The organism is Aurantimicrobium sp. (assembly GCF_036667855.1).
In the GTDB taxonomy this organism is placed as follows: Bacteria; Actinomycetota; Actinomycetes; order Actinomycetales; family Microbacteriaceae; genus Aurantimicrobium.
On sequence record NZ_JAVWTF010000002.1, the window covers coordinates 28,563 to 53,177 of the forward strand.

The following is a 24,615-nucleotide window of genomic DNA, read 5'->3' on the forward strand; positions in this document are numbered from 1 at the left end:
TCATCATGAAAGAAAAGATTCTCATCATCGGTGCCGGCCAAGCCGGCATGCAAATAGCCTCATCGCTGCGCGACGAAGGCTATGCCGGTGATGTCACCATCGTGGGCGAGGAAGCTTATGCTCCCTACCAGCGCCCACCACTATCGAAGGCATATCTTGCCGGTGACATGGATGAAGAATCTTTAGAGTTCCGCAACGAACACTTCTATGTTGAGAACAACATTGGCGTGGTCACCGGTGAACAGATTGTGCACGTGGAGTTTGGTCCTGGCGGCGGAATTGCTAAGGGTAGCTCGGGCAAAACATACGAGTTCGACAAGCTCGCTTTGACTCCGGGTGCAGATCCTCGCAAGCTCAAGGTTGATGGTGCAGATCTAGATGGTGTGCTCTACATGCGCCACCTCGACGATGCCAAAGAGCTCAAGCAGCGCTGGGATTCCATCAACAATGTCGTCGTTCTTGGCGGTGGCTTCATTGGTCTTGAAGTAGCTGCTGTCGCACAAAAAGCGGGCAAGAACGTTACCGTCTTGCAGTCCGGCACTCGCCTGATGGGCCGTGCAGTGTCACCCATTGTTAGCGACTTCTTCAAAGCAGCTCACGAAAAGCGTGGCACTACCGTTCACCTCAACGCTCAGGTTTCAGACCTCATTGGAGATGCCGGCAAGGTCACGGCTGTTCAGCTGGCTGATGGTTCTGTCGTTCCTGCTGACATCGTCATGGTGGGTATTGGTGTGACCGCGCGCGGTGAACTCGCTGACCAGCTCGCTCTCGAGATGGAAGACGGCGTGATCGTGGTGAACGAATATGCCGAGACCTCCAACCCCAACGTGGTGGCTGCCGGTGACGCCGTGATTTTGCCTCACCCGCTGGGCCACGAAGGCACTGTTCGTTTGGAATCAGTGCAGAACGCAGTGGACCAAGCCAAGATTGCCGCCAAGACTCTGATGGGTCAGCGCGAGGCATATCGTGCTGTTCCGTGGTTCTGGTCAGACCAAGCAGATTTGAAGCTCCAAATTGCTGGGCTCTCCTCCGGATATGACCAGACCGTGATTCGTGGTGATCAGGCCGCGGACAAGTTCTCCGTTCTCTATTACAAGAACGGTTCCCTGTTGGCCATCGACGCTGTCAACGACGTCAGTGATTACATGGCCGTACGCCGCGCACTTAATGCAGGGGCAAACATCCCTGCTGATGCGGCAGCAGACTCCTCCATTCCTCTCAAAACGCTCATTACGGGCGGGGAAGCGTAAAGAAAATGACTATGGAATACACGCATGTCCTTGGTGACATCCCCACTCTGGCTAACGGAGCAAGCCCTCGTGGCGAGTGGGAGAACCTTGACGCCGTCTGGGTGGCCGTTCGTCCCTATCTGCGCACCCGCGCCAACGACATTCACCTGCCACTGTCGTTCAACTTTGCCGAGTTACTGCTGGATCACCACCCCGAGGCAGATTCACTCGTGACTCGTCTGGCAATCCTTCTCCACGACACTGGCTGGGCTCGCGTTGACGAAGACCGCATCATCTCCGAGGGTTTCCGGAGCGAAAACGCGATGCAGTCAGACGTTCGTGTTCTGCATGAAATTGAAGGATGCAACATTGCCCGCGAGGTCTTGCCTCCACTCGGATATAGCGACGAGGTAGTTGATGCCGTCTGCAAGATCATTGACGGTCACGACACCGACCCCAACCATGACGGCATAGAAGATGCCATCATGCGTGATGCTGATCGCCTGTGGCGCTTCCAGCCCACCGGTATGGCCTTCTCGGCTCTCTGGTTTGGCAAGACTCCTCAAGAGATTCGCCTGCGCTTAGAGGACACCATCTACGGCCAGCTGATTACCCCCGAAGCACGTGCCATTGCAGAGGTAGAGCTTGCCCGCTCTATTGAACTGCTCAAGCTCGACGTCATTCAGTAAGGACATCATGACCACGCTCGAGGAATACCACGACGATAACTTCATCAACGGTGACTGGGTAAAGTCTCGCTCCGACAAAAAGATCGAGATTGTTGATCCTTCCACCGAAGAAATTTGGGGAGCTGTCCCCGCCTCTAACGTTGAGGACATTGACGCTGCCGTTCAGGCGGCCTCGCGCGCATTCCGCGGCACCGGCTGGAGTGACATCGGGGCACCAGCTCGTGCTGCCATGATGATTCGCCTGGCCGAAGAGTTTGAAGCCCGCGCAGAGCGTCTGGCGATGATCATCACCAGCGAAAACGGTACCGGTATCACCGAAACCCGTCAGGCTGCCGGTCACGCGGGCAAGCTTCTGCGCTACTACGCAGGCCTTGCCGACTACGTCGACCAGATCGACCAGCGTCCTTTCCCTGGCGTGGAAGACCAGTTCACTGAGGTGGTTCGCCAGCCTCGTGGTGTGGCAGCACTCATTGCGCCTTGGAACTTCCCTGTTGCACTTGTCATGGTCAAGCTCGCTCCAGCACTCATCGCTGGCTGCACCGTCGTGATCAAGCCTGCCTCGGAGACTCCGTTGGATCTGCGCATTCTCATGGAATCTGCACAGGCAGCTGGTATCCCCGAGGGTGTTCTCAACCTCATCACCTGTGGCCGCGATGTCGTTGGCGCACTGGTGGAGCACCCACTCGTGGCCAAGGTTGCCTTCACTGGTTCCACCGGGGTGGGACGTCTCCTCGCTGAGCAGTGCGGACGCCTCTTACGCCCTGTCACCCTTGAGCTTGGTGGAAAGTCCGCAAGCATCGTGCTTCCGGATGCCAACCTGGACTACTTTGCTTCGATGCTCAACCGCACCTGCCTGCGAAACACGGGACAGACATGTTACAACTCCACCCGCATCTTGGCTCCTCGCTCCATCTACAAGGATGTTGTCGATGCTGTTGCGACCGTGGTGGGCAACACCACCATTGGTGACCCCTTCGACCCTGCAACGGTTTACGGTCCCTCTGCATCGAAGGAGCAGGCCGCCACTGTTGCCGACTACATCCGCATTGGTCAAGAAGAAGGCGCACGTGTTGCTGTGGGTGGATCGGGAATGCCAGAGGGTATTACCCGTGGTTACTACAACAAGCCCACTGTCTTTGCTGATGTGAACAACCAGATGCGTGTGGCACGGGAAGAGATATTTGGCCCTGTCCTCGTGGTCATTCCTTTTGAGGATGAAAACGACGCCGTCAACATTGCCAATGATTCTCCCTTTGGTTTAGGTGGCTCGATCTTCACGGAAGATCCCAACCATGGTGCTGAATTGGCTCGTCGTATTGAGTCAGGTTCGGTTGGTATCAACTTTTATGGCTCTAACCTTGCTGCACCATTTGGTGGCTGGAAAGACTCCGGCATCGGTATGGAATATGGCCCTGAGGCCATTGGTGCATACACGCGCATGAAGTCCATTCACCGCAAGCGCTAGAAACACTTAAAGTTCGAGGCCCCCATCCTGCTGGTCTGGGGGCCTCGAAGTTTTTGTATGGGTTTAGCGCCAGTCGTCTGCGCTGTAGTCCCAACCAACGTAACCTTCAGCGATAAAGGTTTGACCGGCTAGTGACTCGGTGTACGAGTAGAGGTCAGCGACTTGACGCTTCTTGTCAAAGTCGGTTGCATCCGGTGCGATGTGCAGCATGGTGGTCATCATGTAGGAGTAGTTGGTGGCCTTCCAGATGCGCTTGAGGGCGTCTTCCTGGTAGCTGTCCAAGAACTGCTCAGAACCTGAGCGGTAGTACTCACGAAGTGCACGGTTCAGCCACAGCACATCGCTGAATGCGAGGTTCAGGCCCTTTGCTCCTGTGGGGGGAACAGTGTGTGCTGCGTCACCCATCAGGAAGACCTTGTTCTTGCGCAGGCTGTCGTGGACATAGCTGCGGAACTTGAGAACGTCCTTGCGGAAGATGTTGCCGCGCTTGAGCTCGTGGGTGGAAACACCAGCCTGCAGCTTGTCCCAGATCTGCTCGTCAGTGACGGCGTTGACGTCCATGTTGGGGTCGCACTGGAAGTACATGCGCTGGATGTGCTCGTCACGAGTAGAGATAAGTACAAAGCCTTCTTCTGAGCGGCTGTAGATGAGCTCTTCGGAGCTGGGTGGTGCTTCCACGAGGATGCCGTACCAACCGAAGGGGTATTCACGTGCCATGCCGCTGAACTTGTTGCCGGTGACGTATTCGCGAGCGATGCTCATCGATCCGTCGGCACCGATGACGAAGTCAGTGGAGATTTCAAAAGCCTCGCCCTGAGCATTTTTGCCCACGATCATGGGGCCGGTGGGACCGTCCACGACCTTGTCTGCCAGGTGCTCGAACAGGGGAGTCACGCCTGCAGCAACGCGAGCCTTGATCTGGTCCTTGAGCACTTCGTGCTGGGGGTAAAGATAAACACCCTTTCCCGTGAGCTTGGGGAAGTCGAAGCGGTGAGCGTGGCCATCAAAGTGGAACTCGATACCGTCGTGACGCATGGTCTCGACATAGTCGCGGGAAACCACATCGGTGTCGACAAGAACCTCAACAGCGGGGGATTCGAGGATGCCCGCCTTGACGGTGCCTTCGATGTCTTCGCGGCTACGGCCGTCAATGACGACGGAGTCGATGCCTGCGCGCTGAAGGAGGTGGGCAAGCTGCAAGCCAGCAGGGCCTGCGCCGAGAATGCCGACCTGAGTGCGGATTGATGTGGTCATCATTGAACCTTTTCGTAAGAGGTGAACGTCTAGGACTATTCAGGCTTATGCGGAAGGTGGCAACAAGACTAAAGTTTCATGAGATGGAAGTTTCGAAACGGAGCCAATCATGAGCCCAGCACGGGTAGAAAGCGGTGCCCCCACGGCGCTGCTGGAGCGCGCCATGGAGATCCTCGGCTGTTTCGACGAAAAGCACAGCGCCCTCACGCTGACCCAGCTTGCTCAGCTGACCAAGCTCCCCATGTCGACCTGCCACCGCATCGTGGGAACACTCGAAGATGGAGGGTTTCTCAGTAAAGGCAGTGACCGTAAGTTCCGCGTAGGCACCAAACTCTGGACCATTGCACAGCACGCTCCTCTGAGTGAACGTCTGCGCGAAAGTGCACTTCCCACTCTTGCTCGTCTCTATGAAGAGACCGGAGAGAACGTGACGCTGGCTGTTCTCGACCGTGGTCAAGCGCTCTACGTTGACCGTCTCGTGGGGGAGCGCAGCATCCCCACCATCAGCCGTGCTGGTGGCCACCTTCCCCTCCACACCACGGGTGTGGGGAAGGTGTTGCTGGCATATCAATCGGAGAAAGCCATCGAGCAATACCTTTCCAAGCCCCTCCCCAGGCCCACCCCGCAATCCATTACGCAGCCAGATGCACTGCGGAGGGATCTCGCTGAGGTGCGCAAAAACGGGTATTCCATCACACGCCAGGAGATGACCCGGGGCAGCGGGTCGATAGCCGTCCCCATCATGCGCAATGGGCGTTGTGTTGCGGCAGTGGGCGTGATTGTGCACTTGAACAGACTTGATGTGAACCGTTTGGTTTCAACCCTGACGGATGCAGCCGCGTCGATCTCAGCCGAACTCGACGGTCACTAAAACGGCTAAGTTCCTTGTGAATAATGCTCTGTCAGTAATTGTGTATAACTGATAGCATTTACTATATGTCTAGCATTTCTTCTTTTGAGCAGCTGCAGGCTGAAGCCCGCGCTGCTGACCTGCTCTATGCCAGGTCTCGGAAGATCTTGGTAGATGCCGTCCGTGCAGGAATCAGGGCGGGCCTCAGCCAGCGGGAAATCGCTGCTGCCGTGGGCAGGAGCCAGCCTGAGGTTTCGAGGTTGGTTCGGTTCCAAGGGCAGACCCCATTGGGGAAGAAGCTTCGTAAGCACCGCAGCGAGGTCATCAAGATTGCGAAATCCCATGGTGCTCGGGACCTGAAGGTCTTCGGAAGCGTTGTGACGGGCAAAGAGCATGAAGGCTCTGATATTGACCTGTTAGCAACTTTCGACAAAGGTGTCAGCCTTATGGGTATTGCTCGCCTGCAATTCGCACTCGGCGAATTGTTAGGGGTTGAAGTTGATGTTGTTGGAGAGAAAAGCCTCAGGCCATTTCTTCGTGATCGTGTGTTGGAGGAAGCTGTCCCTCTCTAACTCGGGTGCAATCAAGGTCTGGTGAACCTAGGCTGTAAGTGTGACCGAGAAGAGCGTTCCTACCCGCACCGTGACTGGTCGCGCGCTCGCCGTCTTGGACACCTTCGACGTGAGGCACCGCCGGCAATCGCTGGCATCCATCTCGCGTCGCGCAGACCTGCCGCTGACCACCGTTCACCGCTTGGTGCACGAGTTGGAAAAGCAGAACGCGTTGGTTCGTGGTTCCGATGGCGACTACGAAATCGGCAGCAAGATTTGGCGGCTGGGCCTGTTGGCATCGGTTCACTCAGACTTACGTGAGGTGGCACTTCCATATATGGAAGACGTCTACCAACTCCACAATGATGCTGTGCAGATTGCGGTGCTCGATGGCCTGCGCTGTTTGATTGTGGAGCGCATTGCAGGCTCGAGAACCCTAGAAGTCATCAGTAAACCGGGCTCCAGGCTTGCTCTCCACGCCACCGGCGTGGGGAAAGTGCTTCTGGCACATGGTGATGCGGAACTGCAGAAGGCAGTGCTGAACTCTCTGGATCGGTATACCGACCAGACCATTACTGATCCTGGAATTTTGGAAACACAGCTGAAGACCATCAAGGTGCAGGGTTTTGCCAAGACCCAAGAAGAGCTTGCGGAGGGTGCGGTTTCCATTGCTGTGCCCTTGCGAGGCAAGGGCGGCAATGTCATCGCCGCACTGGGCATCGTGGCACCGAGTGATGGTCGTGATCTAGGCAAACTTGTCCCCGTAATGCAGGTCACCGGAGCAGCTTTGTCGAAGAAGCTGGTTGAAGCAGGTCTGGGCGACGCTGCTCGCCTGCAAGCAAGCTCCTAAAGCTCATTCAGATTGGCCTTCCACTATCCGGAAGGCTCCTTGGTTTTCTCCTATCAAATGCAGTTGTCTGTAATCAGGCATATTTGCGTTAATTCGAAGGAGAATCATGGCACGCGTCGTTCGAGGAACACCACGAACCCCACTTGAGATTGTGGACGGCCTCGCCGCTCTCGGATCTGCCACCGTGCACGAGGCACAGGGACGCATTGGTTTGCTGAACCGTCGCCTGCGCCCCATCTTCCCCGCCATGATTGCTGGCAACGCGCTCACCTGTGAAGTTGCGCCCGGTGACAACTGGATGATTCACGTTGCCGTCGAGCAGGCACAACCTGGCGACATTCTGATTGTGACCCCCACAAGCCCTTGCGACGACGGTTACCTCGGTGACCTGCTCGCTGAGAGCCTGATGGCTCACGGCGTTCGAGGTCTCGTTATTGATGCCGGTGTGCGTGACGTGGCAACCCTGACTGAAATGGGCTTCCCTGTCTGGTCGAAGACCATCAGCTCGCAGGGAACCGTCAAGGAAACCATTGCAAACGTGCAGACGCCGATTCTTATGGCAGACCAGCTTGTTCGTCCCGGTGACGTTATCGTGGCCGACATTGACGGTGTGTGCTTGGTCAAGCGTGAAGACGCCGAAAAGGTTCTCAAGGCAGCCCAGGAACGCGAAGCCATGGAAGCAGGCAAGCGCACACGCTTGGCCTCTGGTGAGCTAGGTCTCGACATTTACAAAATGCGTGAGAAGCTCGCTGCTAAGGGACTCGTCTACGAGGACTACGCGGGTGAATAACTCTCAGGTTGCCATTCCCTGCGTGGTTATGCGCGGGGGAACGTCAAAGGGTCTCTACTTCTTGGCAAGTGATTTGCCTGCAGATCGCGCTGCCCGGGACACTTTCCTCCTTGCGGCTATGGGCTCCCCTGATGTGCGCGAGATCGACGGCATGGGTGGCGGACACCCGCTGACCTCGAAGGTTGCGGTTGTCTCCAAGTCCGAGCGTGACGGCATCGACGTGGACTACCTGTTCTTGCAGGTGTGGCCCGACCGCGCTGAAGTCAGTGACCAGCAGAACTGCGGCAACATTCTTGCTGGCGTGGGGCCCTTCGCTATTGAAAAAGGTCTTGTTCCAGCTGCGGATGGCGTGACTCCTGTTGCGATCTACATGGAAAACACCGACTCCAAGGCCACGGCCTTCGTCGAGACTCCCGGTGGAGTCGTCAACTACGCCGGCACCGCACGCATTGACGGAGTTCCTGGAACTCACGCTCCCATCAACATCAATTTTGAAGATGTTGCTGGCTCGAGCTGCGGTGCTCTGCTTCCCACTGGCAACGTGGTGGATGAGGTGTTGGGTGTGCAGGTGACCTGCATCGACAACGGCATGCCCGTTGTCTGCCTCAATGCTTCAGACTTTGGAATCTCCGGATATGAAACTCCTGCAGAGCTCGAGGCGAACGCTGAGCTCAAGGCTCGCGTGGAAGAGATTCGTTTAGCCGTGGGTCCGCTCATGAACTTAGGCGACGTCACCAACAAGACCGTGCCCAAGATGAGCTTGCTCGCACCCGCGCAAGACGGTGGCCTGCTCTCCACTCGCACCTTCATTCCACACCGTGTGCACGAAAGCATCGGTGTGTTGGGCGCTGTCTCTGTTGCCACCGCCTGCATGCTCGAGGGCAGTGTTGCTGCCCAGATTGCTGGTTTAGACACCGTCGGTTCCAGCCTCGAGGTGGAAGTTGAGCACCCCACCGGGTTCTTCACCGTCCAGATGGAAGTAGATAACTCCACTGGAACCCCTGTTGTGACGAAGTCTGCGTTGCTGCGCACCGCCCGCATGCTCATGTCGGGTTCTATTTATGTCCTCGAATCTGCTTGGGAGAACAACGCATGATCATCGATATCCACGGCCACTACACAACGGCCCCTGAGCTTCACAACCAGTGGCGCATTGACCAGCTCGCAGCCTATGCAGCAGGTCAGCCCAGCCCTGAATACCCCGAGATCTCGGACGAGATCATCCGCGAGACCATTGAGCAGAACCAGCTCAAGCTCATCAAGGAGCGCGGTTCAGACCTCACCATCTTCTCTCCTCGTGCTTCTGCGATGGGCCACCACGAAGGTGACCAACGCATCAGCCTCGAGTGGACTGTTGCTTGCAACAACCTGATCAAGCGTGTGGTGGATCTGTTCCCTGAAGACTTCGTCGGTGTTGCTCAGCTGCCCCAGTCTCCTGGTGCTGATCTGACCGAGACCATCAAGGAAATGGAACGCTGCATCAATGAACTGGGCTTCATTGGTGTGAACCTCAACCCTGACCCCTCTGGCGGTCAGTGGCAGACCGTTCCCTTGACGGACAAGTTCTGGTACCCGCTCTACGAGAAGATGGTCGAACTCGACGTTCCTGCCATGATTCACGTGTCGGCGTCCTGCAACCACAACTTCCACGCAACTGGTGCGCACTACATGAACGCAGACACCACGGCGTTTATGCAGCTGCTGCAGGGAAACCTGTTCGGAGACTTCCCCACACTGCGATTCATCATTCCTCACGGTGGTGGAGCTGTTCCCTATCACTGGGGTCGCTACCGCGGCCTGGCTGACATGTTGAAGCAGCCCAGCGTGGACACCCACCTGATGAACAACGTGTTCTTTGACACCTGCGTCTACCACCAACCCGGCATCGACTTGTTGGTCGATGTCATCGACAACAAGAACATCTTGTTCGGTTCAGAAATGATTGGTGCCGTTCGCGGCATCGACCCTCAGACCGGCAACTACTTCGATGACACCAAGCGTTACATCGATGCCGCCAAGATCTCAGACGAAGAACGCACCAACATCTTCTCCAAGAACGCCCGCACCGTCTTCCCTCGCCTGGATGCCAAGTTGAAGGAGCGTGGACTGTGAGCGCATTTGTGAAGGATGCTGACTGGCTCGATTGGCACCCCAACCCCAGCAAGCCTAAGTTTCAGGTGCCAGCTGGCGCAGTAGATGCGCACTGTCACGTCTTCGGTCCTGGAGATGTGTTCCCCTTCGCTCCCGAGCGCAAATACACTCCGTGTGATGCCAGCTGGGAGCAGCTCTTTTCCCTGCGTGACTTCCTTGGTTTTGACAAGAACGTTGTCGTGCAGGCAACCTGCCACGGTTCCGACAACTCTGCACTCTTGGATGTGCTTGAGCGTGCCAACGGCAAGGCCCGCGGTGTGGTCACCGTGAAGCCAGATATCTCGGTTGAAGAACTCCAGCGCATGCACGATTTGGGTGTGCGGGGGGTGCGCTTCAATTACGTCAAGCGTTTGGTTGATCCCAAGCCTGATGACTACTACCGCGAAATCATTGAGAAGATCCGCCCTCTGGGCTGGCATGTGGTCCTCTACTTCGAGCCTTCGGACTTGAAGGAGAAGAAAGACTTCTTCAACTCGTTGAACATTCCACTTGTCATTGACCACATGGGTCGCCCCGATGTGACCAAGCCTGTGGACAACGAGGAGTTCGAGATGTTCCTCGACTTCATGCGGGGCAACAAGGACGTCTGGTGCAAGGTCAGCTGTCCGGACCGCCTCACCAAGAGCGGTTCACCTGAGTATGCCGATGTTGTTCCCTTTGCCAAGAAGATCGTCGAAGAATTCCCCGACCGTGTTCTGTGGGGCACCGACTGGCCGCACCCCAACATGAAGACAGAGATGCCGGACGACGGCATCTTGGTTGACTATGTTCCCTCGATTGCAGTCACCCCTGAGCTGCAAACCAAATTGCTTGTAACCAACCCCAACACCCTCTACTGGAGCTAATCATGAAGCCCAATTTTGAGCAGTACAAGGACATTCCTGGCACAACCATCTTCACTATTGAGTTGGCCCGTCAGGGTTTCCACCTCAACCAGTTCTGCATGAGCCTGCGCAGTGAGGAAAACCGCAAGCGCTTCTTGGCCGATAACCGTGCCTACCTCGACGAATGGGACATGACGGAAGAGCAAAAGCAGGCGGTCATTGACCGTGACTTCCAGAAGATGCTGGATCTGGGCGGCAACGTCTACTTCCTGTCCAAGATCTTTGCTTCGGAAGGGCTCTCTTATGTTCAGGCCGTGAGCACCATGACGGATATGACCACAGAGCAGTATCAAGAAATGATGATTAACGGCGGCCGCAACATCGAAGGCTGGCGCTCGAAGAAGGAACGAGGCGAAGCATAATGGCGAAGATTGTTGCTGGTATTGCGACCAGTCACGTCCCTGCCGTAGGCCACGCTGTGGACTCCGGTAAGACACAGGATGCCTACTGGAAGCCCATGTTTGATGGCTATGAATTCTCCAAGCAGTGGGCTAAAGATAACCCTGCTGATGTGGCGATCATTGTCTACAACGACCACGCTTCTTACTTCGGTATGGAGATCATGCCTACCTTCGCGATCGGCATTGCAGATAGCTACGCCATCTGCGACGAGGGCTATGGCCCCCGACCCGTTCCTGTTGTGGAAGGTGCTCCGGAGCTGGCAACACACGTTGCTGCTTCACTCATCACCGATGACTTCGACATGACGGTGCTCAATGTTTTGGAAGTGGACCACGGCCTAACCGTGCCCATGTCCTTGATGTATGGCACGCCCGATAAGTGGCCCACCAAGGTCATTCCGTTGCCCGTCAACGTCGTGATGAACCCTCAGCCCTCCGGTGAGCGTTGCCTCGCGCTGGGTAAGGCCATCAAGCGTGCGGTGGAGCAGTTCGACGGTGACCTCAAGGTAGAGGTGTGGGGAACTGGTGGCATGAGTCACCAGATCCAGGGTGCTCGTGCAGGTCTGATCAACCTGCCCTGGGACATCCAGTTCATGGATGACCTCATCAACCAGCCCGAAGTTCTCCAATACAAGCCACACCTCGAATACATGATCGAAGCAGGCTCCGAAGGCGTGGAGCTCATTATGTGGCTCATCATGCGTGGAGCTCTCGGTGACCAGGTCAACGAGGTCTATCGTTTCAACCACGTTCCCGCCTCCAACACCTCAGTTGGCCACCTCATTTTGACCCCCAAGGAAGACTAAACATGACCGTCAATATTGCTGTTGTTGGCCTCGGTGCCTTCGGCCAGAAGCACCTCGATGCGCTGGCCAACATTCCTGATGCCACCATCAAGTACGTCGGCCACAGCCGTCAGAACGTGGCGGATGAAATCGCTGAGAAGTATGGCGCAGACAAGGGCTTTGATAGCTACACCGAGCTGCTGGCCCAGCCAGACCTCGATGGCGTCATCTTGGCCACCCCCACCCAGATGCACCACGATCAGACCATTGAGGCACTGCGCGCAGGCAAGCACGTCATGGTGGAAATCCCCATGGCAGATAACTTGGCTGGTGTTCAAGAGATTGTGGATGTGCAAAAGGAAACCGGTTTGATTGCCATGGCTGGTCACACCCGCCGTTTCAACCCTTCTCACCAGTACGTTCACAACAAGATCACTGCGGGTGAGTTCAACATTCAGCAGATGGATGTGCAGACCTACTTCTTCCGACGCACCAACATGAACGCACTCGGACAGCCACGCTCGTGGACTGACCACCTGCTCTGGCACCACGCAGCCCACACCGTGGACCTGTTCCAGTACCAAACAGGCGAGAAGATCGTGAAGGCCAACGCCATTCAGGGCCCCAAGCATCCTGAGCTGGGCATTGCGATGGACATGTCCATCCAGCTGGCCACCGAAACCGGCAAGATCTGCACCCTCTCCCTCTCGTTCAACAACGATGGTCCCTTGGGAACCTTCTTCCGCTACATCGGTGACACCGCGACCTACATCGCACGTTATGACGACCTCGTCACCGGCAAGGAAGAAGTCATTGACGTCTCCAACGTGGATGTCTCCATGAACGGTATTGAGCTTCAGGACCGTGAGTTCGTGGCAGCTATCAAAGAAGGCCGCGAGCCCAACGCCAGCGTTGCTCAGGTTCTTCCCTGCTACATCGTTCTCGACGCACTCCAACAGCAGCTCGACTACTAAGCTCTACCTGCCGCTTCAAGGCACAACAAAAGAATCCCCGCAGCAATGCGGGGATTCTTTGTGTGTAGAGCTGAATTAAGCTGCGATGTCTCGTCTGAGTTTTTCGAGATAGATTCGCAGGCTAGGAACGTGACGTACTGGGTCACGGCCCTCTAAGAATGTTTCCAGATCGTCCAACACATCTTTTGAGATGGGGATGTTCTTCGCTACAGCGAGGCGGAGCGTGTCTGTCAACACGATTCCATATTCGCCTTCATTGAACATGAACTGTGCGTCCTTGAATTGTGCACGAGTCATAGAGCTCTTCACCTGGGGGAGAACTCTCTGCGCAATGGATTCGGACATCAACATGCTCATATTCTAGCTCCGGCCTCGTTCTCGCGTAATGGGCGTGGTTTTCTTTTGCCACTTGTCCAGATGGTAACTCCGTCACCTTCAAGCGGAATCACGGTGGCAACCATGAGTTGTTGAGAGACTTCATCAATATCAATAATCATTCGCATTTTTACTCTCGCAATCACTGCTTCGAAAACTCCAGGGGACAAAGAGCCATAAGCCAAAATAACCCGGTACTGGATTTCTTCGACTGCTGCGATGAGCTCTGGTTCATCCCACCCAGGAGGGAATTCAGATTTCTTTCTGTTAGCGCCAAACCTATGTCCGCCGCCCTCAGCATCCCCATCAAGAATGTGGGCGATGTCGACAGGCCGTAACGGAATAAAGCCAAATCGGTCTGGAGGTGTTCGCGGCATCCGCCCAGTTTGGGAGGCTGACCATTCGGTTATGCCAAGTAGGTCACAACCTGGGAGTAACTTTCTATGTTCGAAGCTGGGGAGGGCTACCTCGCGAAGTCGTTACTTAAGCCACTTCTTTGTTGGCGTTTGGCTGAACGGAATCTTCTTGCCATGCATGATCCGGCCATGGGTGAACTGGATAGGCGCAATCATGGTGCTGTCATAGCCACTGCTGGCCAGAAGTTCGACCACGTCTTGCATCGCAATCTGGTGGCGTTTGAAGTTGTGGGCAGCGTCATCGATGAGAGCCTGGGTGGCGTCTGCATTGAAAGAGGTGAGTTCGGCCTGGATGTCTTTCCAGGCCCACTCTTCAATACCCAGGCTTTCTGCTGCCCACAGAGTGTCTGCGACGACCTCTGCCAGGCCATTGCTCAGCAGGGTGCGAATCAGAGTGCGAGCGGCAGCGTCGCCAGGAACATCAGAGATCACAGTGACTGCAATCTTGAGATTGGTTAGAACCACAAAGAGCGCGTGAGCGGCAGAACCCGCAGCTTCTACATTTCCTGCGGTGGGGAGGGCAGCATCTGCGTAGGCATGGGCAGGAAACAGCTCTGCCAAGCGCTTCTTGAGTTCAGGAGTGCCAGTGGTGAAGTCTGCATAGATAGCGCCTGATTGCAGCAGGGGAGCAAACTCTTGTGCTTTCTTTTCGGCGAGATGTGGAGCAACGAAACTCAGCACCACATCTGCACTGGCTGCTTCTAAGATGTCGCTTGCCACAGGAATGGGCACGTATTCGGCAGGAGCTAGTTCGAATCCCACCACCTCAGCACCGGCAGCCTGAAGTGCGACGCCGAGGCGTAAGCCAGCGTCGCTGGGACCGATCACTGCAATGCGCGTCATGACTAAACCTCGCGGTCCAACATCTTCATTTGTGCCTCGTTGTGGTGTCCACCAACGGGCTGGGTCACCTTGTCGAGACGTATCACTTGTTCTGTGGTGAGCTCCACGTCCACAGCAGCGAGGTCCTCTTCGAGGTGGCTAATGCGCACAGTTCCTGGAATGGGTGCCCAGTCAGCGCCCTTGGCCAACAGCCAAGCCAGCGCTAACTGTGCTGGCGTGCAGCCAACCTCAGCAGCAATGCTGGTGACCTCGCCGAGAATCTCTTTGTTCTTCTCGAATGCATCAGGCAAGAAGCGGGGGTTGGTCAGGCGCCAGTCATCCTCGTCGAACTTGTCCAGTGTGGTGATCTTGCCGCTGAGCATGCCTCGGCTGAGTGGCGAATAGGGCACAAAGCCAATACCGAGCTCGGCGAGCAGGTCGAGTGTTCCATCTTCACCGTCACGAGTCCAGAGCGAATACTCCGACTGCAGCGCTGTGATGGGGTGGACGGCATTTGCCTTGCGAATGTTAGCTTGGCCAGCCTCGGAGAGACCGATGTGGCCAATCTTGCCTTCGTCGATGAGTTCTTTGAGGGTGCCAATGACGTCTTCGATGGGAATGTTCTTATCGATACGGTGCTGGTAGTAGAGATCGATGTAGTCCATGTCCAGACGCTTCAACGACTGCTCAACGGCGTAGCGAATGTTGGCGGGGGAGCTGTCGAAACCGAGTTTTCTGTCGGGGAATTCACCTGTCATCATGCCGAACTTCGTTGCAATGACAACCTCGTCACGGTGTGCTTTGAGTGCCTTGCCCACTAGAACTTCGTTCTTGAAGGGGCCGTAGATCTCGGCAGTGTCGAAGAACGTCACACCGAGCTCGAGAGCGCGATGAATGGTGGCAATGTGAACTTCGTCCGGTTGGTCCTTGCCTGTGAAAAGGTGGGACATGCCCATGCAGCCCAGACCAATACGAGAGACGGTGAGGTCGCGAAGCTTGGTGTATTTCATGGGAATCCTTAGGGGTGCGTCATCGACAACACATCAAGTGCGCTGTCGAGCTGTTCAAGGGTGAGCTTCTTACCATCAACGAAGCCCAACTCAATGGTTGATTCGCGGATGGTCTTGCCGGTGGCAACAGCATGCTTGGCAATCTTGGCAGCGGCTTCGTAGCCAATGTATTTGTTCAGCGGCGTCACGATGGACGGGCTGGACTGTGCCATGGCACGAGCGCGCTTCACGTTCGCCTCGAGACCGTTAATGGTCTTGTCAGCCAGGATGCGTGCGGAGGAGGAGAGTAGGCGGATCGACTCGAGAACAGCACTACCCATCACGGGGATGGCCACGTTGAGCTCGAACAAACCAGATGCGCCACCCATCACAACGGTGGAGTCATTACCAATGACCTTCATGCAGACCATGAGCACGGCTTCAGGAACAACCGGGTTAACCTTGCCGGGCATGATGGAGGAGCCTGGCTGCAGGTCAGGGATGTGAATCTCGGCCAGGCCGGTGTTGGGACCGGAGCCCATCCAGCGAATGTCGTTGCAGATCTTGGTCAGTGACACCGCGATGGTGCGCAGCACGCCGGAGGCTTCAACCAGGCCATCGCGGTTGGCTTGAGCTTCGAAGTGATCACGTGCTTCGGTAATGGGAAGCTTGGTTTCTTTCGCTAGCTTCTTGATCACCAGCTGAGGGAAGCCTTTAGGAGTGTTGATGCCGGTTCCCACGGCTGTGCCGCCGAGGGGGACTTCGGCAATACGAGGCAATGCAGCCTTGATGCGCTCAATGCCGAGGCGAATCTGAGCTGCATAGCCACCAAATTCTTGGCCGAGAGTCACGGGAGTCGCATCCATGAGGTGTGTGCGGCCGGACTTGACTACAGTTGCCCACTTCTTGGCTTTCTTCTCCAGTGACCTGGCGAGATATTCCAAAGAAGGAATGAGGTCCTTCAGAAGTGCACTTGTCACGGCCACGTGAACAGAGGTGGGGAAGACGTCATTAGAAGACTGTGAGCAGTTCACGTGGTCGTTGGGGTGAACGGGTTTCTTGAGCTTTCCGGAGGCGAGGGTGGCCAGCACCTCGTTCATGTTCATGTTGGAGCTGGTGCCAGAACCTGTTTGGTAGGTGTCGATGGGGAACTGGTCGTCATAGTTGCCGGTAATGACCTGGTCAGCGGCCCAGGCAATAGAGTCAGCGATCTTCTGGTTCAGAACACCCAGTTCGGCATTGGCCAGTGCCGCTGACTTCTTGATCTGAGCCAATGCAGCGATGTGAGCAGGTTCAAGAGTGGTGCCCGAGATGGGGAAGTTTTCCACTGCACGCTGAGTCTGTGCGCCATAGAGGGCATTGATGGGAACGAGCACCTCACCCATGGTGTCGTGCTCGATACGGAAATCTTTGTTCTGTGCCATGAGCGCTTCCTTGCGTGGGTGAAGAGGGAAAAGACTTAGACGCCGATGTCGCCGACGACAACGTCAGGCTGTACGACACCCTGACCTAGACGGTAGTTGGCTCCCACAATGGCGAGATTACCTTCAGCAATGGCCTGAGTAATCAGCTCAGAGCTTTCCATGAGTTCTGCAATGGTGTCACGGAGGTGTTCGCGGCCTACTGCCAGAGCATCGACCTGTTCCGGGTTCAGCGAACCATCTGGGGCAAACAGCCCTGCTTTGCCCGCAACGCGGCGGATGGCCGGAACGATACGTGAAACAAGTGCCTCAATGTGGGGAGGCAGGGGAGTGGAGTCAGGACCCAGCATGTTGATGGCGCCGTTGACGGCACCACAGTTGTCGTGGCCGAGAACAACAATGAGGGGAACTTCGAGAACACCCACGGCGTATTCGAGAGAACCAACGACTGAGTCAGAGATGATCTGACCCGCGTTACGAACTACGAACAGGTCGCCCAAGCCCTTATCAAAGATGATTTCCGCTGCAAGGCGAGAGTCAGAGCAGCCAAAGAGCGCCGAAGTGGGGCGCTGTTCATCCACGAGCTCGGCACGGCGGTCAACATCTTGGCGAGGGTGAGCAGGGGCGCCGGAAACGAAACGTTCGTTTCCCCGCGCCATTTCAGCCCAGGCCTTTGCAGGAGTTATTCGGGTCATTGCTCACTCCTCAGGTCAGCCGTGATCGACGTGGCAAGTTGTTCAAATTCTGCATCGTCAGCAGTGCCATAGAGGACAACAGTGGAACGTCCCAGTGTGGTCACCATGGCGTACTCAACATTTCCGGCATCATTCATGGACCGATTGTCATAGACGGTCCATTGCTGGCCATCAATCGTGACGGTACCGGTGGCGGGGTAATCCTTGAGTTCGTTGGCAACCCAGGTCTCGTTGGCATCAAAGGCTTCATTGAAAGCGATGAACTTATCGCTCGGAGTAATGAAGCCGATATACCAGCTGGTGACCTGCCCGTTGGTGGCATTACGCAGCTCTGCTGCGTTAGCTCGCCACTGTTCAGGCATTGCAGGAACGAGGAGGGATTCACCTAGCGATTTTGAGGCAATTTCACTCTGGGCAACATAGTCAACTTGCCAGTTGGGCTCACCATCAGCGCGGGGGACTAGGAAATAAATTACAGCGACCAATCCCACAGTCACGAGGAGCGAATAGACCAGGTTGTTGATGGTCTTGCGAGATTTATACAGCCTGGAATTCTCTGCCTTACGAGCAGCAGTTTCCGCTGGTGTCTCAGGACGACCTAGCTCGGCAACAATCTTGGGCTTTTTGCTCATTCGGCGGCAGCGCCTGAATCTAGTCCGGCACGGGCAGCATTGAGGCGCTCCTTGGCGCCAACGAGCCACTCCTCGCAGCGCTTGGCAAGTGCTTCGCCACGTTCCCAGAGAGCAAGAGTCTCTTCGAGCGTGGGGCTTCCCTGCTCCAGCTGAGAAACAACAGCAACAAGTTCATTACGTGCGTCTTCGTAGCTGAGCTTCGAGACATCTACTGGTGCTGCCATGGTTACGATTCTACCTTCCGTGGACCGGCCGAAACCGCGTCGATAGTGCCCTCTGCCAGGGTGAGGGCGAATTCAGTCTTTGCGGGTGCATCCTTCGCGGAGCGAGCTACCTTGCCATTCGGTAAGACCGCAATGGCGTAGCCGCGGTCCAGCGTCTGCTGTGGTGACAGCGCTCGCAGTTGAGTCTTGAGTGACAGCGTTTCCTGCGCGGCATTGTGCAGGGCGCGGTCGACCAGGTCAGAACCGCGCTGAACGTTGCGAACGATTTCCTCTGCACGAGTGGAAATGATCCAGTCCGCATCTGCCAACACGGGGCGTGAACGCAGGGATTCCAAGCGATCAAGTTCTCCGGTCAGGAAAGCAGTCACGCGGTTGCTAATGCGGCTGCGCGCATCGGCTACGCGTGCCAATTCTTCACCCACGTCGGGAACGACGCGCTTGGCAGCATCGGTAGGAGTGGAGGCGCGGAGGTCGGCCACATTATCCAGAAGCGGAGCATCGGCCTCATGGCCGATGGCACTGACCAGGGGAGTGACGCAGGCAGCAGCTACACGGACGAGCTTCTCATCGCTGAAGGGGAGCAGGTTCTGGAAGTCTCCACCACCGCGGGCAACGATGATGACATCGACTTCAGGGTCTGCATCAAGTTTCTGAATAGCGGCAATAACTTCAGGAACTGTCTGGTCGCCTTGCACCTTGGTGTGGATGACCTTGAACTCCACCTGTGGCCAGCGCAGGTGGGCGTTCTTGAGCACGTCCTTCTCGGCATCAGAGTCTTGACCGGTAATCAAACCAATGCACTGAGGTAAGAAGGGCAGTGGAACCTTACGGTCAGCATCGAAGAGACCTTCTTTGGCGAGCTGTGCGCGTAAGCGCTCCAGCTTCTCCAGAAGGTCACCGAGGCCTACGTGACGCAGCTCGAGGATGTTGAGGCCGAGGTTGCCGTTCTTTTTCCAGAAGTCAACCTTGACCAAGGCAATAACGCGGTCGCCTTGTTTGATGTCGTCGGGCATCTTGGTGCGGGCATTGGACCAAATGGTGAAGCCCATGGTGGAGTCTTCGGTGAGGTCCTTGAGCTTGCCAAAGATGCCGGAAGAGCGCTGATCCCACTGAGTAATTTCACCCTCAACCCACACCAAACCAAGACGATCGAGGTATGCCTTGAGCTTGGTGGTGAGGGCAGCAATGGGCCACGGATCTTCCGGGGTCGATGCCTCTTCACTCATACCTTCTACGGTAGTCGAGACTCCGGACAAACTCTCACCCTCGTCACCTACACTTGAACACGTGAGCGCAACGAATATTGGTCTGGGCATGCCCCGCGTCCCCCGTCCCAAAATCACTCTGGTGGAACTTCCTTCCCCCGAGCCCAAGCGTGTGCTCTTGGCTTCTCCTCGTGGCTACTGCGCCGGTGTTGACCGCGCAGTCATCACCGTGGAGAAGGCACTCGAAACCTTTGGTGCTCCTGTTTACGTGCGCAAGGAAATCGTTCACAACAAGCACGTGGTCACCACCCTTGAAGAAGCTGGTGCCATCTTCGTCGACGAAGTTGACGAAGTTCCAGAAGGTTCACACCTCGTCTTCTCCGCTCACGGTGTCTCACCAGCGGTGGTGGCTGAAGCTGAAGCTCGCAACATGCAAGCCATTGATGCCACCTGTCCGCTGGTGACCAAGGTTCACCGTGAAGCGGTGCGCTTTGCTCGTGACGACTTTGAAATCTTGCTTATTGGGCACGAAGGCCACGAGGAAGTAGAAGGAACTGCTGGCGAAGCCCCCGACCACGTCACCATCGTGGACGGACCACACGCTGTCCCTCACATCGAGGTCAAGGACCCCAACAAGGTTGTCTGGTTGTCTCAGACCACGCTAAGCGTGGACGAGACCATGGAAACCGTTCGTCTCCTGCGCGAACGCTTTCCCAACCTGCAAGATCCCCCCAGTGATGACATTTGCTACGCAACCCAGAACCGCCAGGTTGCGATCAAGAAGGTTGCCGCCAACTCTGATCTCGTGATTGTGGTCGGTTCTGCGAACTCGTCGAACTCAGTTCGCCTGGTTGAGGTTGCTCTCGAATACGGTGCCAAGGCTTCCTACCGCGTGGACTTCGCTGATGAGATCAAGCAGGAATGGTTCGAGGGCGTCTCTTCAGTCGGCGTCACCAGTGGTGCTTCTGTTCCAGAAGAACTCGTGCAAGATGTTCTCGAAGTGCTTGCCTCGGGTGGATTCACCGAGATTCAAGAAGTGAAGACGGCAGAAGAAGATCTCATCTTCTCGCTGCCGAAAGAACTTCGACCTAAGCGTGCGTCCTAGTCATGTTGCCTAGGAGTCTTCCTTCCCCACGCCTCATCCCTGCTGACTCGGTTCGCCCACTGCGCTGGGGAATCATTGGCCCGGGCATGATTGCGGAAGTATTTACTGACGCCACTCACAAACACACCAACCAGCGTGTGGTGGCCGTGGCCTCACAGACTCCGGGTCGTGCAGAAGCTTTTGCTGAGCCACGCGGCATCGAGGTCGCTCTTGACTCCTACGAAGCCCTCGTGGCACGCCCAGATGTGGACGTTGTCTATGTGGCAACGCATCCACAACACCACCGTGCGCACGCGGAGCTCGCAATTGCTGCCGGCAAGCACGTGCTCATTGAGAAGCCCCTAGCTCCCACTGCAGAAGATGCCCAGGCTATTGCTAATGCTGCGGCAGCAGCAGGAGTGCTGGTGATGGAAGCAATGTGGACTCGCTACCTACCACAAACTGACGTGATTCGTCAGATTGTGTCTGAAGGAATTCTTGGGGAAATCACGCTGGTGCAGTCTGACTTTGGTCAGGCGCTTCACCACATCCCTCGCTTGGTAGATCCCATTGCCGGTGGAGGGTTGCTCGACCTCGGAATCTATAACTTCGCATTCACATCGCTTGTGTTGGGCGCAGCTGAGAAGGTGTCAGCTTCTGGAACACTGACCGCCAGCGGCGTTGATGACACCGTCTCCGTGTTGCTGGGATATCACTCTGGTGCTCAGGCCGCGATCACGACGTCGATCGCTGCGTTTACTCCCACAGCCGCGAGTATCTCCGGCGTGAAGGGAATGCTGACCGTGGGTGAGCCCTTCTTCACGCCCACCTCGCTGACGTTGTTTGGGGCTGACTTCAACCCTGCTGTTGTGGCCACGTGGAAAGACGAGTCCGGCATCGTGGCTCATGAGGGCCTCAGCTATCAAGCAACAGCTTTGGCTTCGTATGTGGAGCAGGGTCTCACTGATTCCCCTGCCCGTCCGCTGTCAGAAGCCGTTTCCGACATCAGCCTGATTCAGCAAGCACGCCACCAGATTGGCGCGTTCTTGACCGGAGAAGCCAGGAACTAGCTACTTGCTTCGCACGGGAGTGAGCTGAGTACTCGCTGGCGCGTTGACCAGAGGCGCCAATGCCAAACCGGCAGCACCGACCATGAGCAGGTTTGCTCCCAGTGCTGCCTGGCGCACCACCATGCGGTCTTGTGACGCGGTGAGCGAGCTCCAGCGGAAGCGAGAGAGCAAGCGGTCAGAGTCGTAGGCAAAGAGCGTGGAGAGGTAACCAGCAAGAAGAATCACTTCTGGGTTGAAGATGTTGACGTAGTTGCCCACGGCAATAGCGAGGGCATCAATCTGTGCTTCTATGATCTTGCGCACCTTGGCTGACTTGTCTGCGGCTAGGGCAGCAGCAAGCTGCTCGTCGTCCGCGTTGATGAGGCCCAGAGCGTTCAGCAGCACATCACGACGCACCAACGATTCCAGTGTTCCGGTGAGACCGGAACCGTCTTCGTTGGGCGAATCCGAGATGCGCACGTGTCCCAGCTCGCCGGCGTAGCCGGCAGCACCGCGGAGCGGGATGCCGTCGTGGATCACGCCACCACCGATACCTCCAGCAGAACCGAAGAGGTAGACGATCTCGCGGAAGCCCTTACCGGCACCAAAGTCACGCTCGGCTAGTGAGCCGAGAGACGCATCGTTATCGATATAGACGGGAAGCCCGGTGAGTTGCTGCAGCATGCGTGCAAAGGGAACTTCTACCCAGTTCAGGTGGGGAGCGAGGCGGACCACGCCATCGGCGTGACGAACCTGCCCGGGGATGGCGACGCCAATACCGGCAATGCGGTAATTGGCAGGCAGATCCTTGCGAAGTTGTTCAATGAGCTTGTTGGCTGTCTCGGCAGCTGTTGTTGCAGCAGGTTGGACCGATGTTGCCTGGCGCACCTTGGCAATGACCTTGCCGGAGAAACTGACGACGCCGACGGTGATGGCGTCAATGTCAGGGTTGACAGCGAAGGCGACAACTTCCTCAGCGGGGGAGACCATCAGGCTGGGGCGGCCGACGCCCTGCGTCGTCACCGCCTCAGATTCGGTAACCAGGCCGAGATCTTCCAGCTCAGTAACCAAGTCAGAGATGGTGGAGCGGTTGAGACCGGTGAGTTCCGTCAGAGCAGAACGTGGCATCTGGCCGGTGCGAGAGAGCAGTGTGAGCACAGCAGAGAGATTGTGTCGACGAATGTCTTCACGGTTGCTGCCCTTGGTCGTCATCGCGTGACGAGCAGGGATGGGTGGGGTTGTACTCACAGCTCCATTGTCTCTAATCAGTGGCAAAAAAGCTAAAGAAAAGATGGGTGACAATTGGTGTTCTTTGTTACAACAAACGATTTTCTTTTTGTTCTGCTACACAACAAATAAAGAAACTTCCCATATTTGTTATGCGTTCGTGACCAAAATCATTTGCTATTTATTTGTTGGCTACGGCAACATAAGAGTGTGGCTCACCGACGAGCCGCCCCCGGACTAGTCCGGGATCCTTTTTTATTTATGAAGGGGGAGAAATGAAGAAGTCTTCATTGATCTCAATCGCTGCACTTACCGCAGTAGCAGCACTTACCCTTTCAGGCTGTGCCAGCAACGGCACTCCTGGCAGCGACACCAACGCTGCAGGTAAGCGCGCATGTGTAATTCTTCCTGACACTGAGTCTTCACCTCGCTACGAGTCACAGGACCGCCCCGCACTTGAGGCAGCACTGACCGAAGCTGGTTTCGAAGCTGACATCCAGAACGCACAGGGTGACACCGCAAAGTACGCAACCATCGGTGACCAGATGCTCAGCAAGGGCTGTGGCGTTATGGTTCTCGACGACTACCAGGGCGCAGGCGTTCAGGTAGCTGAGAAGGCTGCTGCACAGGGTATTCCTGTTATCGCTTACGACCGCCCACTCGAGGGTGCTAACTACTACATCTCGTTCGACAACGAGTACGTAGGTCAGCTCGAAGGTGAGTGCATCGTTGACGGCCTCAAGGCTGCTGGCAAGGACCCCGCAACCGCATCTGTTGTTTACGTAGGTGGAGACCCTGCTGACGGTAACGCAAAGATGTTCTACGACGGTGCTGTAGCAGCTATGTCTGCTGCTGGTATCAAGCCTGCTGCTGAAACTCCTGGTACCTGGGATGGCGCAAAGGCTGGAACCGCATTCGAGCAGGCTTACACCTCTCTCGGTGGCGCTGTTGACGCTGTATGGGTAGCAAACGACACCAACGCTGCTGCAGTTATCAACATCCTCGACAAGAACGGCAAGACCGTTCCTGTTTCTGGTCAGGACGCATCTGTAGCTGGTCTGCAGAACGTACTCCTCGGAAAGCAGACTTGCACCGTGTACAAGCCTGTTGCTCTCGAGGCTGGTGCAGCTGCTGACACCATCATCGCGATCCTCAAGGGTGAACTCCCCACTGCAGACAAGAAGCTTGCAGACGGAACCCCCTTCATCGCTGTTACCCCCATCAAGGTCGGTCCTGAAAAGGTCATCGACGTTGTAACCGCTGGTGACGCAAAGGCATCTGACATCTGCACCGCAGCTCTGGCAGAGGCTTGCGCAAAGTACGGCGTAAAGTAACAACCTTGTAAGTCAGGCTTGGCGCCGATCGTTTTCTCGGTCGGCGCCAAGCTCTTACATCAGTACTTCTTGCAAGAACCGCACCACTGCCCACGCGAGTGACATTCCTCGCCTGAGGCCACAAGTTTTTTATCCGGTCGTCTACATAGAGGCGAACACAATCAAGGGAGATGGGCATGGATGTGCCACTAATTGAACTTGCAAGCGTGAAGAAGAGCTTTGGACCTGTAGAGGTTCTCAAAGGCATCGACTTCAAGGCATATGCAGGT

The 24,615-nt window shown here is 56.2% G+C and carries 27 protein-coding genes; 16 read left to right on the plus strand and 11 right to left on the minus strand.

The window, feature by feature from the left end; genetic code table 11:
• The first annotated feature begins 5 nt into the window (after positions 1-5).
• Genes RR877_RS01500 through RR877_RS01510 form a run of 3 tightly spaced genes read left to right on the plus strand, consistent with a single transcriptional unit; the run spans position 6 to position 3,383 of the window.
• Positions 6-1,250 carry an FAD-dependent oxidoreductase gene (locus RR877_RS01500; RefSeq protein WP_332627606.1) on the plus strand — a complete coding sequence of 415 codons (1,245 nt, stop codon included), beginning with the start codon at positions 6-8 and terminating at the stop codon, positions 1,248-1,250.
• Positions 1,251-1,261: 11 nt separating this feature from the next.
• Positions 1,262-1,918 carry an HD domain-containing protein gene (locus RR877_RS01505; protein ID WP_332550908.1) on the plus strand — a complete coding sequence of 219 codons (657 nt, stop codon included), beginning with the start codon at positions 1,262-1,264 and terminating at the stop codon, positions 1,916-1,918.
• A gap of 7 nt (positions 1,919-1,925) precedes the next feature.
• Positions 1,926-3,383, plus strand: coding sequence for an aldehyde dehydrogenase family protein (locus RR877_RS01510; RefSeq protein ID WP_332550909.1), 1,458 nt, complete (start codon positions 1,926-1,928; stop codon positions 3,381-3,383).
• Positions 3,384-3,446: 63 nt separating this feature from the next.
• Here the strand turns inward: RR877_RS01510 and RR877_RS01515 are convergent, their stop codons facing one another.
• Positions 3,447-4,637: a 4-hydroxybenzoate 3-monooxygenase gene (locus tag RR877_RS01515; RefSeq protein WP_332627607.1), complete on the minus strand. Its 1,191-nt coding sequence runs from the start codon at positions 4,635-4,637 to the stop codon at positions 3,447-3,449.
• Between the two features lie 109 nt (positions 4,638-4,746).
• Between RR877_RS01515 and RR877_RS01520 the strand changes: the two genes are divergently transcribed.
• The 10 genes from RR877_RS01520 (at position 4,747) to RR877_RS01565 (ending at position 12,873) form a co-directional block, all read left to right on the plus strand.
• Positions 4,747-5,508 carry an IclR family transcriptional regulator gene (locus RR877_RS01520; protein WP_332550911.1) on the plus strand — a complete coding sequence of 254 codons (762 nt, stop codon included), beginning with the start codon at positions 4,747-4,749 and terminating at the stop codon, positions 5,506-5,508.
• A 65-nt stretch (positions 5,509-5,573) separates the two neighbouring features.
• A complete protein-coding gene (locus RR877_RS01525) occupies positions 5,574-6,059 on the plus strand; it encodes a nucleotidyltransferase family protein (RefSeq protein ID WP_332550912.1) in 486 nt (161 codons plus the stop codon).
• A 40-nt stretch (positions 6,060-6,099) separates the two neighbouring features.
• Positions 6,100-6,888 (plus strand): IclR family transcriptional regulator, encoded by a 789-nt coding sequence (locus RR877_RS01530; RefSeq protein ID WP_332618726.1) that lies wholly within the window; start codon positions 6,100-6,102, stop codon positions 6,886-6,888.
• A 106-nt stretch (positions 6,889-6,994) separates the two neighbouring features.
• Positions 6,995-7,678, plus strand: coding sequence for a 4-carboxy-4-hydroxy-2-oxoadipate aldolase/oxaloacetate decarboxylase (locus RR877_RS01535; RefSeq protein WP_332550914.1), 684 nt, complete (start codon positions 6,995-6,997; stop codon positions 7,676-7,678).
• Positions 7,671-8,774: a 4-oxalomesaconate tautomerase gene (locus RR877_RS01540; RefSeq protein WP_332627609.1), complete on the plus strand. Its 1,104-nt coding sequence runs from the start codon at positions 7,671-7,673 to the stop codon at positions 8,772-8,774. The genes RR877_RS01535 and RR877_RS01540 overlap by 8 nt, the downstream gene beginning before the upstream one ends.
• Entirely contained in the window at positions 8,771-9,790 is a 1,020-nt protein-coding gene (locus RR877_RS01545) for an amidohydrolase family protein (protein ID WP_332627611.1), read from the plus strand. Before RR877_RS01540 ends, RR877_RS01545 begins: the two co-directional genes overlap by 4 nt.
• Positions 9,787-10,674 carry an amidohydrolase family protein gene (locus RR877_RS01550; RefSeq protein ID WP_332551381.1) on the plus strand — a complete coding sequence of 296 codons (888 nt, stop codon included), beginning with the start codon at positions 9,787-9,789 and terminating at the stop codon, positions 10,672-10,674. Before RR877_RS01545 ends, RR877_RS01550 begins: the two co-directional genes overlap by 4 nt.
• Positions 10,675-10,676: 2 nt before the next feature.
• Positions 10,677-11,075: a protocatechuate 4,5-dioxygenase subunit alpha gene (gene ligA, locus RR877_RS01555; RefSeq protein WP_110234105.1), complete on the plus strand. Its 399-nt coding sequence runs from the start codon at positions 10,677-10,679 to the stop codon at positions 11,073-11,075.
• Positions 11,075-11,920, plus strand: coding sequence for a class III extradiol dioxygenase subunit beta (locus RR877_RS01560; RefSeq protein ID WP_280796433.1), 846 nt, complete (start codon positions 11,075-11,077; stop codon positions 11,918-11,920). Before ligA ends, RR877_RS01560 begins: the two co-directional genes overlap by 1 nt.
• A 2-nt stretch (positions 11,921-11,922) precedes the next feature.
• A complete protein-coding gene (locus tag RR877_RS01565) occupies positions 11,923-12,873 on the plus strand; it encodes a Gfo/Idh/MocA family oxidoreductase (RefSeq protein ID WP_332551380.1) in 951 nt (316 codons plus the stop codon).
• Between the two features lie 75 nt (positions 12,874-12,948).
• On the opposite strand, the gene RR877_RS01570 is transcribed toward RR877_RS01565, so the two are convergent.
• The 9 genes from RR877_RS01570 to xseA form a co-directional block, all read right to left on the minus strand.
• The gene (locus RR877_RS01570) at positions 12,949-13,224 is read right to left on the minus strand and encodes a hypothetical protein (protein WP_277495256.1); all 276 of its coding nucleotides are present in this window, start codon (positions 13,222-13,224) and stop codon (positions 12,949-12,951) included.
• 2 nt (positions 13,225-13,226) lie between these two features.
• Positions 13,227-13,625, minus strand: a complete 399-nt coding sequence (locus RR877_RS01575) for a hypothetical protein (protein WP_277495255.1) — start codon at positions 13,623-13,625, stop codon at positions 13,227-13,229.
• A 102-nt stretch (positions 13,626-13,727) separates the two neighbouring features.
• Positions 13,728-14,507, minus strand: a complete 780-nt coding sequence (locus RR877_RS01580) for a hypothetical protein (RefSeq protein ID WP_332551379.1) — start codon at positions 14,505-14,507, stop codon at positions 13,728-13,730.
• Between the two features lie 2 nt (positions 14,508-14,509).
• Entirely contained in the window at positions 14,510-15,496 is a 987-nt protein-coding gene (locus RR877_RS01585) for an aldo/keto reductase (protein ID WP_280804735.1), read from the minus strand.
• A gap of 8 nt (positions 15,497-15,504) precedes the next feature.
• Positions 15,505-16,899 carry a class II fumarate hydratase gene (locus RR877_RS01590; RefSeq protein WP_332618729.1) on the minus strand — a complete coding sequence of 465 codons (1,395 nt, stop codon included), beginning with the start codon at positions 16,897-16,899 and terminating at the stop codon, positions 15,505-15,507.
• 35 nt (positions 16,900-16,934) lie between these two features.
• Positions 16,935-17,591, minus strand: a complete 657-nt coding sequence (locus tag RR877_RS01595) for a carbonic anhydrase (protein ID WP_204163598.1) — start codon at positions 17,589-17,591, stop codon at positions 16,935-16,937.
• Entirely contained in the window at positions 17,588-18,223 is a 636-nt protein-coding gene (locus RR877_RS01600; RefSeq protein ID WP_110234094.1) for a DUF4245 domain-containing protein, read from the minus strand. Before RR877_RS01600 ends, RR877_RS01595 begins: the two co-directional genes overlap by 4 nt.
• Positions 18,220-18,447, minus strand: a complete 228-nt coding sequence (locus tag RR877_RS01605; protein WP_110234092.1) for an exodeoxyribonuclease VII small subunit — start codon at positions 18,445-18,447, stop codon at positions 18,220-18,222. The genes RR877_RS01600 and RR877_RS01605 overlap by 4 nt, the downstream gene beginning before the upstream one ends.
• Before the next feature lie 2 nt (positions 18,448-18,449).
• On the minus strand, positions 18,450-19,673 hold the full coding sequence (gene xseA / locus RR877_RS01610) for an exodeoxyribonuclease VII large subunit (protein WP_332551009.1): 1,224 nt from the start codon (positions 19,671-19,673) through the stop codon (positions 18,450-18,452).
• Positions 19,674-19,761: 88 nt separating this feature from the next.
• Between xseA and RR877_RS01615 the strand changes: the two genes are divergently transcribed.
• A complete protein-coding gene (locus RR877_RS01615; protein WP_280804879.1) occupies positions 19,762-20,757 on the plus strand; it encodes a 4-hydroxy-3-methylbut-2-enyl diphosphate reductase in 996 nt (331 codons plus the stop codon).
• Positions 20,758-20,759: 2 nt separating this feature from the next.
• Positions 20,760-21,806, plus strand: a complete 1,047-nt coding sequence (locus RR877_RS01620; RefSeq protein WP_332551010.1) for a Gfo/Idh/MocA family oxidoreductase — start codon at positions 20,760-20,762, stop codon at positions 21,804-21,806.
• Here RR877_RS01620 and RR877_RS01625 read toward each other — a convergent pair whose 3' ends face one another.
• Positions 21,807-23,033, minus strand: a complete 1,227-nt coding sequence (locus RR877_RS01625; RefSeq protein ID WP_332618730.1) for an ROK family transcriptional regulator — start codon at positions 23,031-23,033, stop codon at positions 21,807-21,809.
• Positions 23,034-23,287: 254 nt separating this feature from the next.
• On the opposite strand from RR877_RS01625, the gene RR877_RS01630 reads away from it, so the two are divergent.
• On the plus strand, positions 23,288-24,346 hold the full coding sequence (locus tag RR877_RS01630; protein ID WP_280804752.1) for a substrate-binding domain-containing protein: 1,059 nt from the start codon (positions 23,288-23,290) through the stop codon (positions 24,344-24,346).
• Positions 24,347-24,615: the final 269 nt, after the last annotated feature.